The organism is Streptomyces sp. NBC_00236, from assembly GCF_036195045.1.
GTDB lineage: Bacteria > Actinomycetota > Actinomycetes > Streptomycetales > Streptomycetaceae > Streptomyces.
The window spans coordinates 5,011,764-5,023,613 of sequence record NZ_CP108100.1; the positions used below are offsets into that span (position 1 = coordinate 5,011,764).

Sequence of the window (11,850 nt, forward strand, 5' to 3'; positions counted from 1 at the left end):
TCACCCTGCGGACGATGACGAAGAAGACCGTCACCGCGCAGTACCCGGACGTGCAGCCCGACCTGCCACCCCGCTCCCGCGGTGTCATCGCGCTGTTCGAGGAGAACTGCACGGTCTGCATGCTCTGCGCGCGCGAGTGCCCGGACTGGTGCATCTACATCGACTCCCACAAGGAGACCGTGCCCGCAGCCGTCCCGGGCGGCCGCGAGCGCAGCCGCAACGTGCTGGACCGCTTCGCGATCGACTTCTCGCTCTGCATGTACTGCGGTATCTGCATCGAGGTCTGCCCGTTCGACGCGCTGTTCTGGTCACCGGAGTTCGAGTACGCGGAGACGGACATCCTCGAACTCACCCATGAGCGCGACAAGCTGCGCGACTGGATGTGGACGGTTCCCGAGCCGCCGGCCCTCGACCCGGCCGCCGAGGAACCGAAGGAGATCGCAGCCGCCCGCAAGACGGCGGACAAACTCCGCGCCCAGCGCGAACAGGAAGCCGCGGCCGAGGAAGCCGGGCCCGCACCGACGGATCAGGAGGGACAGGCGTGATCACCACCATCGGCGCCGCCCTCGTGGACGCCCCCGGTCCCGTCCTCACCGCAGCCGCGAGCCACCCCGGCTTCCTCTCCCCGACCGGGGTCGAGATCGCCTTCGTCCTCGTCGGCATCGCCACCCTCGGCGCAGCGCTCGTCACCGTCACGACCAGACAGCTGGTGCATGCCGCCCTCTGGCTGATCGTGGCGCTCGGGGGTCTCGCCGTCGAGTACCTCCTGCTCACCGCGGAGTTCATCGCCTGGGTTCAGGTACTGATCTACGTCGGTTCCGTGGTCGTCCTCCTCCTCTTCGGCCTGATGCTCACGAGGGCCCCCATCGGCCACTCTCCGGACGCCGATTCGGAGAACCGCTGGGCTGCCCTCGCGGTGGCCGTCGCCGCCGCCGGCACCCTCGTCTGGGTCGTCGTCGACGCCTTCCGCACCACCTGGATCGAACTGGACGGACCGGCCCAGGGTTCCACCGAGGCGACCGGATCCTTCCTCTTCCGGCACTGGGTGCTGCCCTTCGAGGCGCTCTCCGTCCTCCTGCTCGCCGCCCTCGTCGGCGCGATCGTGCTGTCCCGCAAGGACCGGGAGACCGCACCCGGAGCGAACGCCCCCCGGGGGACCGCGCCCGGAGCGAACGCCCCACGAGTGAGCGCACCCCGAGCGAACGCACCCCGAGAGGACAAGCGCTGATGCACCTCGCCTATCCCGCCGTGCTCGCCGCCCTCCTCTTCTGCACCGGGCTGTACGGAGTCCTGGCCCGGCGCAACGCGATCCTCGTTCTGATGTCCGTCGAGCTGATGCTCAACGCCGTCAACCTCAACCTCGTCGCCTTCGATGTGTGGCTCCGCGACGCCCTCCACTCCGGCCAGGCCCTCACCCTGTTCACCATCGCCATCGCGGCGGCGGAGATCGGCATCGGCCTGGCGATCGTCCTCGCCGTCTACCGCAACCGGGGCAGCTCCGACGTCGACCGCCTCCGCGACACCGCCGAGACCGACGACGCCGAGGAACTCCCGGACGACGCAAACGACGCGTCCGACGCCGAAGCCACCGAAGACCAGACCACTGCTCCGGCAGGGAAGGCAAAGAAGGCTGAGGCCACCGCGTGACCACCACGACCCTCGCCGTACTCGTGCCCCTGCTCCCGTTCCTGGGCGCGGCGGCCGGCCTCCTCCTCGGCCGCAGCGCACCGGGCTTCGTCCGGCCGCTCGCCGTCCTGCCCTCCCTCGCCTCGCTCGTCCTCGCGGCCGTCGTCGCCGCACGCCAGGGCGGCGGCCCGGCCATCGACGCCGCGACCCAGCTGACGCCCACCGGCTCGGTCCCGATCGACCTCGCGCTGCACCTCGACGGCTTCGCCGTCCTCGTCGCCGTCCTGGTCGGCCTCGTCGCGAGCTGTGTGCAGATCTACTCGACCGCCTACCTGCGCGACGACCCCCGCTACCCCTCGTACGCGGCCCTGGTCTCCCTCTTCACCTCCGCGATGCTGCTCGTCGTCTACTCCGGCGACCTGATGGTGCTCCTGGTCGGCTGGGAGATCATGGGCATCTGCTCGTACTTCCTGGTCGGCCACTACTGGGAGACGCCCGAGGCCCGCGCCGCCTCCCTCAAGGCCTTCCTGGTCACCAAGCTCGGCGACGTCCCCTTCCTCATCGGTCTGTTCGCCCTCGCCGCCGACACCGGCACCTTCCGCATCACCGGCATCCTGGGCTCCGTCGCCCACGGCGGTCTCGACCACCCCACGCTGATCGCGCTGCTCCTCCTCGCCGGTGTCGCGGGCAAGTCCGCGCAGTTCCCGCTGCACACCTGGCTGCCCGACGCGATGGCAGGCCCCACGCCCGTCTCCGCGCTGATCCACGCGGCGACGATGGTCGCCGCCGGCATCTACTTCGTGGCCCGGCTCCTCCCCGTCTTCGCCGAATCCGGCGCCGCCCTCGTCGTCCTCGCGGTCATGGCCGCCGTCACGATGATCGGTTCCGGACTCGCCGCTCTCGCGCAGGACGACATCAAGCGCGTCCTCGCCTACTCGACCATCGGCCAGCTCGGATACATGTCCGGCGCCCTGGCCGTCGGCGACCGCGGGGCCGCCGTCTTCCACCTCATCTCGCACGGTGCGTTCAAAGCCGTCCTCTTCCTCGCCGCAGGCGTGGTCATCCACGCCGCCGGCACCAATTCACTGGCCGCCATGTCCCGCATGGGAGGCCTGGCCAAGCGGATCCCCGACGCGTACTGGACGATGACGGTCGCCCTCCTCGCGCTGGCCGCCATCCCGCCGTTCGCAGGCTTCTTCTCCAAGGAAGCCGTCCTCGTCGCCGCCGAACACACCGCCCTCGGCGACCGGCACGTCGCGCCGGCCGCGGCCGGCTGGACCGTCCTCGTCGCCGGCCTCCTCGCCGCCGTGCTCACCGCCGCCTACGCCACACGCCTCTGGCTCCTCGCCTTCCGTGGCCGTGGCGCCGAAGCCCCCGACCACGGCAGGCAGCCCGTCGCCATGACCACGGTCCTGTGGGTGCTGGCCGTCCCCACCATGGCTTTCGGACTCACCGTCGGTGTGATCGCCGACTGGTTCGACGGCCACAGCCTCACCCCGTCGCTGACCACCGCCGTGCTGTCGACCGGCGTCGGACTCGTCGGCGGCCTCGTCACCTACGGAGCCTGGCGCCACACCACGGCACTCGCCGCCCGCATCCCCATGGGCTCGGTCGTCGCCCACCCCGACGCGGAACCGGCCCTCGTCGAGATCGAGGCCCTGGAGAGCCACACCGCCGCCTACGGCACCGCCGGTGACGCCCCCGACCCCGCCGACCCCGGCCGCCTGCTGCTCGGCCCCCTCCACCGCCACGCCGCCACCGGCTTCCACCTGGACGCCCTGTACGCGGCCCTGTTCGTCCGCCCCGTCCAGGCCTCGGCGAGCCTCGTCCGCTTCCTGGACCGCGAGGTCGTCGAGACCTACGTACGCGGCTCCGCCACCGGCGCACGCTGGCTCGGCACCGCCGTCCGCCGTGCACAGACCGGCAACGTGCAGACCTACCTCAGCGCACTGCTCGCCGGTTCGCTGGTCCTGGCGGTCGCCGCCGTCGTCTTCGCCAACGTCAACGCCGGGTCGTGAGCCGTGATCGATATCAGCGCATCCGTGATGCAGTTCCTTCTGGCGTTCGTCGTCGTCGCCCCGCTCCTCGGTGCCGTGGCCGCTCTTCTGCCGGCCCCGCCCGGGCTGAAGGGCAGGAACCCGGACCAGGCCGTGCTCCGCCACGGCGTGACCGTCACCGGCGTGATCCTCATCGCGGCGATCGTGCTGGCCGCCGGTTTCGACCACGACCACCCGTCGAAGATGCAGGCCACCACCGACATCAGCTGGATCCCGGCGCTCGACGTCCGCATCCATCTCGGCATCGACGGCATCTCGCTCCCCCTGCTCGTACTGACCGCGCTGCTGACCTTCCTCTGCGCGCTCTACAGCTACTTCAAAATGCCTGAGGGCCCCTCCCCGAAGGCCTTCGTCGCACTGATCCTCGTCCTCGAGTCCGGCACCCTCGCGACCTTCGCCGTCCTCGATCTGCTGCTGTTCTTCCTGGCGTTCGAGATGGTGCTCATCCCGATGTACTTCCTCATCGCCCGCTGGGGCGGTGCCCGGAAGCAGGCAGCCGCCTGGAAGTTCATCCTCTACACACTGCTCGGCTCGGTCGTCATGCTGCTGGGCCTGCTTCTCATCGGACTGAAGAGCGGCACCTTCGACATGGTGGCACTCGCCACTGACAACGGCCGTGGGCTCACCTCGTCCGTGCAGGTCATCGCCGTTCTCGCGATCGGTATCGGGCTCGCGGTGAAGACCCCGATGTGGCCGCTCCACAGCTGGCTCCCCGACGCCCACACCGCCGCCCCGACGGTCGGCTCCGTCCTCCTCGCCGGCGTCATGCTGAAGATGGGCACGTACGGATTCGTCCGGATCCTGCTCCCGATCGCCCCCGACGGCATGCACACCTTCGCGCCCTACCTCGCGGCCTTCGCGGTCGCCGGCATCATCTACGGATCGCTCGCCTGCCTGGCGCTCGCCCGGCCCGGTGCCAAGGGCGACCTGAAGCGGCTGATCGCGTACTCCTCCGTCGGCCACATGGGCTTCGTCCTCCTCGGCATCGCGAGCATGACCCCCACCGGCGTCAACGGCGCGCTCTTCGCCAACATCGCCCACGGCCTCATCACCGGCCTGCTGTTCTTCCTGGTCGGCGCGGTCAAGGACCGGTACGGCACCGCCGACCTCGACACCCTCGCCGGAGCCACCGGCGCCGCGCTCTACGGCCGCGCGCCCCGCCTCGGCGGCCTCCTCGCGTTCGCCGCGGTCGCCTCCCTCGGGCTGCCAGGCCTCGCCGGTTTCTGGGGCGAGATGCTCGCCCTGTTCGGCGCCTTCGACCCCGCCGAGGGCCTGAACCGCGCAGCCTTCCTGACCTTCATGTCCATCGCCGCGTTCGGCACCCTGCTCACCGCCGCGTACCTGCTCATCGTGGTCCGCCGCGTCTGCATGGGCGCCAAGCGCGAGGAACCGCACCCGATCGCCGACGTCCAGAGCTACGAGTTCGCGGCCTGGACGCCCCTCGCCGCCCTCACCGTCCTCGCCGGCCTGTGGCCCGCCGTCCTCCTCGGCCTGACCGACCCGGCCGTGCAGAAGCTCCTCGCAGGAGGCAAGTCGTGACCACCGCGGCCGCAACCGCCGGCATCGCCCAGTCGGCGGCCGAGAGCACCACCAGCCTCGTCCAGTCCGTCGACTGGCTCGCGATCGCGCCCCCGGTCGTCGTCGCGGCCGTCGCCCTGGCCGTCCTGGTCGCCGACCTCTTCGTCCCCGCGGCCCGCAAGCCGCTCCTCGGCTACGGGGCCGTGGCCGGACTCGTCGCCGCGCTCGCCCTCATCGTCCCGCTGCACGACGGCGACCGCTCCACCTTCTGCCTCACCAGCGGCACCCGCGCCTGCAGCTACACCGCCGACCACTTCACGCTGGTCATCCAGGCCCTCGTCCTCGGCGGCGCCCTGCTCACCGCGCTGCTCTCCATCGGCGACACCCGCAAGCTGCCCGCCGGCGAGTTCTGGTTCCTGCTGCTGTCCTCCGCCGCGGGCGCCGCACTCCTGCCCGCCGCCCGCGACCTCGCCACCCTCGTCGTCGCCCTCGAAGTCGCCTCGCTGCCCGCCTTCGCCCTCGTCGGCATCAAGCGCGGCGACCGGCGCTCCTCCGAGGCCGCGCTGAAGTTCTTCCTCTCCTCCGTCGTCGCGACCGCCGTGATGCTCCTCGGCGTCAGCTTCGTGTACGCGGCGACCGGCACCCTCCACCTCACGGAGATCGCCGCCCGCCTCGACGACGTCCCCGGTCAGCTCTCCACCCTGGCCCAGGCGGGAGTCGCCCTCACCCTCGTCGGCTTCGCCTTCAAGACGGCCGCGGCGCCCTTCCACTTCTGGGTCCCCGACACCTACGTCGGCGCCCCCCTGCCGATCGCCGCCTACCTCTCGGTCGTCGGCAAGGCGGTCGGCTTCTCCGGCCTCATCCTCGTCACCGTGGTCGCCTTCCCGTCGTACGCGGACGTCTGGGGCCCCGCCCTCGCCGTCCTCGCCGCACTCACCATGACCGTCGGGAACGTCGCCGCGCTGCGCCAGAGCGCCACCCGCGCCCGCAGCGCCGTACGCCTGCTCGCCTGGTCGTCCGTCGCCCAGGCCGGCTACCTCCTGGTCCCGATCGCCGCCGCCGCCTACGCAGGAGACCGGCAGATCGGTTCCACGGTCGCCTACGCCCTGATGTACGCCGTCGTGAACCTCGGCGCCTTCGCGGTCGCCGCGCTCGTCGCCCGTACCCACCCCGGCAACCGCATCGCCGACTACCGGGGTCTGTACGCCACGCGCCCGCTCGCCGCACTCGCGATGGGCTTCTTCCTGCTCTGCCTGGCCGGACTGCCGCCGGGCATCATCGGACTCTTCGCCAAGGTCACGGTCTTCTCCTCGGCCGTCGACGCCGGACTCGGCTGGCTCGCCGTCGTCATGGCGGTGAACGTCGTGATCGCGCTCTACTACTACCTCCAGTGGACCGCGGCCCTGTTCCGCAGTCTCGCCGAGGACGGTACGCAGGAGCAGGGGCCCGTCACCCGGCACCGCGCCCCTGCCCCGCTCACCGTCGCCATCGTGCTCACGGCCGTCGCCGGTATCGCCCTGTCGGGCGCCCCGCAGACCGTCCTCAGATTCGCCGACGTCAACCTGTTCTGACGCCTTCTCCCGCCGCGCCTGCAAGATCGGTTTGCCCCCGGCAGCCCGCACAGGGCAGGGTCATGCCCGCGCGCATGGCGCATACAACCTTCACATCACAACAGAGGAGTCAGAGGCAGTGCTGAACGGGTTCAAGGACTTCATCCTTCGCGGAAACGTGATCTCCATGGCGATCGGCCTCGCCGTCGGAGCGGCGTTCACGGCCGTCGTCACCGGGTTCAGCAACGCGTTCATCGTGCCGCTGATCGGCGTCATCACCCGCGGAACCGGTGATTTCAGCAAGGCGCACTTCAAGCTGGACGGCGTCGACTTCCCCTACGGCCTCTTCGTCAGCGCCGCGATCGCCTTCCTCATCACCGCCGCGGTCCTCTACTTCTGCGTCGTCGTGCCCATGGCCAAGGTCCAGGACCGCTTCACCGCCAAGAAGGACCAGGAGCAGGTCGACATCAAGGCCGCCCTGCGCGACTGCCCCCGCTGCTACACGGCGATCCCCGCCGTCGCCTCCCGCTGCGCCCACTGCACCAGTGAGGTCGAGCCCGACCCCGAGGCCCTGGCGCTCGCGAAGCTGCCCGTCCAGCGCTGAGCCGGCGGCACCCCTCCACCCGTACGGCCTACGGCCCGCTCCGGCACGAACGCCCGGAGCGGGCCGGGCCCCGCGGCCGTGAGCACAAGGGAACTAGCTTTCCCCGCCTGGCGTTGACCAGTACGGGAGGCTCCACTGGGGAGTGGAGCACCACCAAGCAAGGGTTCCCCTGCTGCACCATTTGGAGGGCGTACCGTGCACCGCCGGCACAACGGGCTGAGAACCGCCGTACTCCTCGGGGGCCTGTCCGCACTCATCATCGTCATCGGCAGCTTCTTCGGACGCACGGGCCTGATCGTCGCGCTCCTCGTAGCCGTCGGCACCAACGCCTACGCGTACTGGAACAGCGACAAGCTGGCGCTGCGGGCCATGCGCGCCCGTCCGGTGAGCGAGTTCGAGGCGCCCCAGCTCTACCGCATGGTCCGGGAGCTCTCCACCGCCGCCCGCCAGCCCATGCCGAGGCTCTACATCTCCCCGACGCAGGCCCCCAACGCCTTCGCGACCGGCCGTAACCCGCGCAACGCCGCGGTCTGCTGCACCGAGGGCATCCTCCAGATCCTGGACGAACGGGAACTGCGCGGCGTCCTCGGCCACGAGCTCAGCCATGTCTACAACCGCGACATCCTGATCTCGTCCGTTGCCGGGGCGCTCGCCTCCGTGGTCATGTTCCTGGTCAACTTCGCCTGGCTGATCCCGATCGGCCGTTCCAACGACGACGACGGCCCCGGCCTGCTCGGTATGCTCCTGATCATGATCCTGGGCCCGCTCGCCGCGTCCGTGATCCAACTGGCCGTCAGCCGTTCCCGGGAGTACGAGGCGGACGCCTCGGGCGCCCAGCTGACCGGCGACCCGCTCGCCCTGGCCAGTGCCCTGCGGAAGCTGGACGCCGGCACCAAGCAGCTTCCCCTGCCCCCCGAGCCCCGGATCGAGACCGCGAGCCACATGATGATCGCGAACCCGTTCCGCCCCGGGCAGGGCATGTCCAAGATGTTCTCGACCCACCCGCCGATGGCGGAGCGCATCGCCCGACTCGAGCAGATGGCAGGTCATCGCCCGTGAAGACAATTCTGAACGTCATTTGGCTGGTCCTGTGCGGCTTCTGGATGTTCCTCGGGTACATCCTCGCGGGACTCCTGCTGTGCATCACGATCATCGGCATCCCGTTCGGCCTGGCGGCCTTCCGTATCGGCCTCTACGCCCTGTGGCCCTTCGGCCACCGCGTCGTCGACCGCCGGGACGCGGGCGCGCCCTCCTGCGTCGGCAACGTGCTCTGGCTGGTGCTCGCCGGCTGGTGGCTGGCGCTCGGTCACATCACCACCGGTATCGCGCTGTGCATCACGATCATCGGCATCCCTCTGGGCATCGCGAACTTCAAGCTGATCCCGGTCTCGCTGATGCCCTTCGGCAAGGAGATCGTCAGCACCGACGACCAGTTCGCCGGCTGGTAGCCAAGCCGCACGGCGAGCGGAGGACAGGCGGTTCACACCAGTTCACAGCCGTTCTCCGCAACCAGCCGACCCGGCACGAACGTCTTGGATTCCAGGACCGAGTGACGGGTAGGTTGGCGCGCATGACCATCATTGGCTGGATCATTCTCGGACTCGTCGCGGGCGTCATCGCCAAGATCCTGCTGCCGGGCCGCGACCCCGGCGGCCTCGTGGGGACCACCCTCATCGGGATCGTCGGCGCCTTCCTGGGCGGCTGGATAGCGACACGCTTCCTGGACCGCACGATCGACAACGAGGACTTCTTCGACCCGGCGACCTGGGTCTCGGCCATAGGCGGTTCGCTCGTCCTGCTGATCGGCTACCGGCTGCTGTTCGGGAACTCCCGCGAACGCCGCTGACGCGCCTCGCCGGGCCCCGGGGCCCCGAGACCCGTCTCGCGCAGCGTCAGATTGAGCCGGCCGCCGCTCATCCCCGTCCCGGGGCCCGCCGTGCCGGGACGGATCCTCGGAACTCCGTGGAACGCGTGGCGTGACGGCCCGCCGAAGACGAACAGGTCCCCGGAGCCCAACTCCACGTCCGTGTAGGGCTGCCCCCGGTTCTCCGTGTTGCCGAAGCGGAAGACGCAGGTGTCGCCGATGCTGAGCGATACGACGGGGGCACCGGACCGTTCCTCCTTGTCCTGGTGCATGCCCATCCGTGCGGCGTCGTCATAGAAGTTGATCAGCGCGGCGTCGGGCGCGTACGCCCGTACCGGACCCTCCGGTCCGTACGCCTCCGCCACCGCCGCCCGCCCCAGCTCCGCGAGCCACTGCGGGAACGGGGCGACCGGCGCACCGTTCACGTCGTCCGCCGTGCGGGTGTACCGGTACGGCTGCCAGTGCCACCCCAGGCACACGGTCCGCACGGACATCACCCCACCACCCGGCAGCGCCGTGTGCCGCAACGGAACGGGCCCGCGCGCCCACGCACGGCACGCCGCCACCAACTCCCGCTGCTGCTCGGCCGACAGCCACTCCGGTACGTGTACGGCGCCCGGCGCGACCACCGCCCGCGGCCTGGGGAAGAGCCCGGTCATCAGCCCGCGGCCAGGGCGCCCTCGAGCCCCAGGAGCTGCTCCTTGCGCTCCAGGCCGCCCGCGTAACCGCGCAGCGCCCCGTCCGCACCGATGACCCGGTGGCACGGCCGCACCACCAGCAGCGGATTGCGCCCGATCGCCGTCCCCACGGCCCGGACACCCGCCCCGGCGGAACCGACCCGCTCGGCGATCTGCCCGTACGACACCGTCTCCCCGTAGGGAACGGCGTCCAGCGCGGCCCAGACCCGGCGCTGGAAGTCCGTGCCCCGCCCGTCGGCGTACCGGACGTCGAAGCGGGTCCGCCGCCCCTCGAAGTACTCCCGCAACTGGGCGGCGATCCCCTCGAACGCCGCGGGCTCGTGCCGCCAGCCGTCCTGGACGACAGCCGCGCCCTTCTGGGCCGGGAGGGACAACGAGACAAGCGCGATTCCCGCGGAGCCCGCGGTCTCCTCGCCGACCAGCAGCAGCTCGCCCAGCGGGCTGTCGACCGTCGCGTACATGGTCATGACTCGTCCCTCTCCTCGTCCGTCGGCCCGCCGGATCGCCGGCAGGCACGGACCAGTCTGCGTCGCCCGAACTCCCGCGACCGGCGGTATTCGGACATGCAGTCCGGGTGCGGAACGGCGTGTTCCGCCCCGCTCCCGGACCGCCGCGTCCTACCGGTAGTTCGCGAACTGGACGTCGAACTCGAAGTCCTGGCCCTTCAGCAGCGCCTGCACGGCCTGCAGGTCGTCCCGGCTCTTCGAGCTGACCCGCAACTCGTCGCCCTGGACCTGGGCCTTGACGCCCTTGGGGCCCTCGTCACGAATGATCTTCGCGACCTTCTTGGCGTTCTCCTGGGAGATGCCTTCCTCGATCGTGCAGAACAGCTTGTACTCCTTGCCGGACAGCTGCGGCTCGCCCGCGTCCAGCGACTTCAGCGAGATACCGCGCTTGATCAGCTTGGACTGGAAGATGTCGAGGATCGCCTTGACGCGCTCCTCGCCGTTCGCCTCCATCAGGATCTTCTCGCCGGACCAGGAGATCGACGCCCCGGTGCCCTTGAAGTCGTAGCGCTGGGAGATCTCCTTGGCGGCCTGGTTGAGGGCGTTGTCGACCTCCTGCCGCTCGACCTTCGAGACGATGTCGAAACTGGAGTCGGCCATGACGTGTGGCTCCTTGTATCGGGGTGCTGGAAAGGAAGTGCTTACAGGGGCGGTCGCGGCGCCCTCGGGCACCACGCCGCCCACAAAGCCTAGCCACCCGCGCCCGTCCCGGCCGCTGATCAATCCAGTGGCGTAGCACCCCCGGGCATCAGGTATCGTTTACGTCGTTGCCACAGAGCGCCGCCGCAAGGCGGGGTCCGACGGCAGCATCCCTTGGCGGTGTGCCCGAGTGGCCAAAGGGAGCAGACTGTAAATCTGCCGGCTCAGCCTACCCAGGTTCGAACCCTGGCGCCGCCACATAGCAAGGCCCCCGTCCTATGGACGGGGGCCTTCTCTGTTGTGCCACGCTGTGTTGCGACGAGGGGCGTGAACATGGAATCCGTGCTGGTCAGCGCGTGTCTGCGGGGTGTGCCCTGCCGGTTCGACGGGCGGGGCAGGGCCTCGGTGGAGATGACCGCCGCCCTCGGCGGGCGGGCGCCCGTCCCCTTCTGCCCCGAGGTCGCGGCGGGACTGCCCACGCCCCGCCGCCCCGCCGAGATCGTCGGCGGCGACGGGTACGACGTGCTGGACGGCCGGGCCCGTGTCGTGGACGACACCGGACACGATGTGACCGAGGCCTTCGTGGACGGCGCCAGGCGGGCACTGGAGGCCGCGCGCGGGACGGGCTGCACCGAGGCGGTGCTCATTGGCCCGCAGCCCTTCCTGCGGGCGCGGCACGGTCTATGACGGTACGTTCACCGGCGAGCTGCGCGAGGGCGACGGGGTCACCGCAGCCCTGCTGGAGCGGCACGGCATCGCCGTCCGCCCCGCGACCGGCGACTGACCGG

At 70.6% G+C, this 11,850-nt stretch carries 13 protein-coding genes, 1 tRNA gene and 1 pseudogene; 12 read left to right on the forward strand and 3 right to left on the reverse strand.

Annotated features, from left to right (window positions below; translation table 11 throughout):
- Positions 1-14 precede the first annotated feature (14 nt).
- The 10 genes from OG446_RS22565 (at position 15) to OG446_RS22610 (ending at position 9,201) form a co-directional block, all read left to right on the forward strand.
- Entirely contained in the window at positions 15-545 is a 531-nt protein-coding gene (locus OG446_RS22565) for a 4Fe-4S binding protein (protein ID WP_328898384.1), read from the forward strand.
- Entirely contained in the window at positions 542-1,228 is a 687-nt protein-coding gene (locus OG446_RS22570) for an NADH-quinone oxidoreductase subunit J family protein (RefSeq protein ID WP_443050199.1), read from the forward strand. Before OG446_RS22565 ends, OG446_RS22570 begins: the two co-directional genes overlap by 4 nt.
- Positions 1,228-1,647 (forward strand): NADH-quinone oxidoreductase subunit NuoK, encoded by a 420-nt coding sequence (gene nuoK, locus OG446_RS22575; RefSeq protein ID WP_328895756.1) that lies wholly within the window; start codon positions 1,228-1,230, stop codon positions 1,645-1,647. The genes OG446_RS22570 and nuoK overlap by 1 nt, the downstream gene beginning before the upstream one ends.
- Positions 1,644-3,644, forward strand: a complete 2,001-nt coding sequence (locus OG446_RS22580; RefSeq protein WP_328895757.1) for an NADH-quinone oxidoreductase subunit 5 family protein — start codon at positions 1,644-1,646, stop codon at positions 3,642-3,644. Before nuoK ends, OG446_RS22580 begins: the two co-directional genes overlap by 4 nt.
- A gap of 27 nt (positions 3,645-3,671) precedes the next feature.
- Entirely contained in the window at positions 3,672-5,222 is a 1,551-nt protein-coding gene (locus tag OG446_RS22585) for a complex I subunit 4 family protein (RefSeq protein WP_328898386.1), read from the forward strand.
- A complete protein-coding gene (locus tag OG446_RS22590) occupies positions 5,219-6,772 on the forward strand; it encodes an NADH-quinone oxidoreductase subunit N (RefSeq protein WP_328895758.1) in 1,554 nt (517 codons plus the stop codon). Before OG446_RS22585 ends, OG446_RS22590 begins: the two co-directional genes overlap by 4 nt.
- A 118-nt stretch (positions 6,773-6,890) precedes the next feature.
- The gene (mscL, locus tag OG446_RS22595) at positions 6,891-7,355 is read left to right on the forward strand and encodes a large conductance mechanosensitive channel protein MscL (RefSeq protein ID WP_328895759.1); all 465 of its coding nucleotides are present in this window, start codon (positions 6,891-6,893) and stop codon (positions 7,353-7,355) included.
- A gap of 195 nt (positions 7,356-7,550) precedes the next feature.
- Positions 7,551-8,414, forward strand: coding sequence for a zinc metalloprotease HtpX (gene htpX, locus OG446_RS22600; protein WP_328895760.1), 864 nt, complete (start codon positions 7,551-7,553; stop codon positions 8,412-8,414).
- Positions 8,411-8,803: a YccF domain-containing protein gene (locus tag OG446_RS22605; RefSeq protein WP_328895761.1), complete on the forward strand. Its 393-nt coding sequence runs from the start codon at positions 8,411-8,413 to the stop codon at positions 8,801-8,803. The genes htpX and OG446_RS22605 overlap by 4 nt, the downstream gene beginning before the upstream one ends.
- 122 nt (positions 8,804-8,925) lie before the next feature.
- Positions 8,926-9,201: a GlsB/YeaQ/YmgE family stress response membrane protein gene (locus tag OG446_RS22610; protein WP_148020198.1), complete on the forward strand. Its 276-nt coding sequence runs from the start codon at positions 8,926-8,928 to the stop codon at positions 9,199-9,201.
- Here the strand turns inward: OG446_RS22610 and OG446_RS22615 are convergent.
- The 3 genes from OG446_RS22615 to OG446_RS22625 all read right to left on the reverse strand — a co-directional run bounded on the left by OG446_RS22615 (position 9,162) and on the right by OG446_RS22625 (position 11,023).
- Complete coding sequence (locus OG446_RS22615) at positions 9,162-9,878, reverse strand: alpha-ketoglutarate-dependent dioxygenase AlkB family protein (RefSeq protein WP_328895762.1); 717 nt, start codon at positions 9,876-9,878, stop codon at positions 9,162-9,164. The two genes, OG446_RS22610 and OG446_RS22615, sit on opposite strands and share 40 nt — an antisense overlap.
- Positions 9,878-10,384 carry a methylated-DNA--[protein]-cysteine S-methyltransferase gene (locus tag OG446_RS22620; RefSeq protein ID WP_328895763.1) on the reverse strand — a complete coding sequence of 169 codons (507 nt, stop codon included), beginning with the start codon at positions 10,382-10,384 and terminating at the stop codon, positions 9,878-9,880. The genes OG446_RS22615 and OG446_RS22620 overlap by 1 nt, the downstream gene beginning before the upstream one ends.
- Positions 10,385-10,534: 150 nt before the next feature.
- On the reverse strand, positions 10,535-11,023 hold the full coding sequence (locus tag OG446_RS22625) for a YajQ family cyclic di-GMP-binding protein (RefSeq protein WP_148020201.1): 489 nt from the start codon (positions 11,021-11,023) through the stop codon (positions 10,535-10,537).
- A gap of 215 nt (positions 11,024-11,238) precedes the next feature.
- Here OG446_RS22625 and OG446_RS22630 point away from each other — a divergent pair.
- Positions 11,239-11,320, forward strand: a tRNA-Tyr gene (locus OG446_RS22630).
- Positions 11,321-11,395: 75 nt separating this feature from the next.
- Positions 11,396-11,846 (forward strand): annotated as a pseudogene (locus OG446_RS22635) (DUF523 domain-containing protein).
- Positions 11,847-11,850 lie beyond the last annotated feature (4 nt).

Coding starts and splice junctions, on each gene's coding strand:
- OG446_RS22565 (WP_328898384.1), top strand. CDS start 15: ATGACGAAGAAGACCGTCACCGCGCAGTACCCGGACGTGCAGCCCGAC.
- nuoK (WP_328895756.1), top strand. CDS start 1,228: ATGCACCTCGCCTATCCCGCCGTGCTCGCCGCCCTCCTCTTCTGCACC.
- OG446_RS22585 (WP_328898386.1), top strand. CDS start 3,672: ATGCAGTTCCTTCTGGCGTTCGTCGTCGTCGCCCCGCTCCTCGGTGCC.
- OG446_RS22610 (WP_148020198.1), top strand. CDS start 8,926: ATGACCATCATTGGCTGGATCATTCTCGGACTCGTCGCGGGCGTCATC.
- OG446_RS22615 (WP_328895762.1), bottom strand. CDS start 9,878: ATGACCGGGCTCTTCCCCAGGCCGCGGGCGGTGGTCGCGCCGGGCGCC.
- OG446_RS22620 (WP_328895763.1), bottom strand. CDS start 10,384: ATGACCATGTACGCGACGGTCGACAGCCCGCTGGGCGAGCTGCTGCTG.
- OG446_RS22625 (WP_148020201.1), bottom strand. CDS start 11,023: ATGGCCGACTCCAGTTTCGACATCGTCTCGAAGGTCGAGCGGCAGGAG.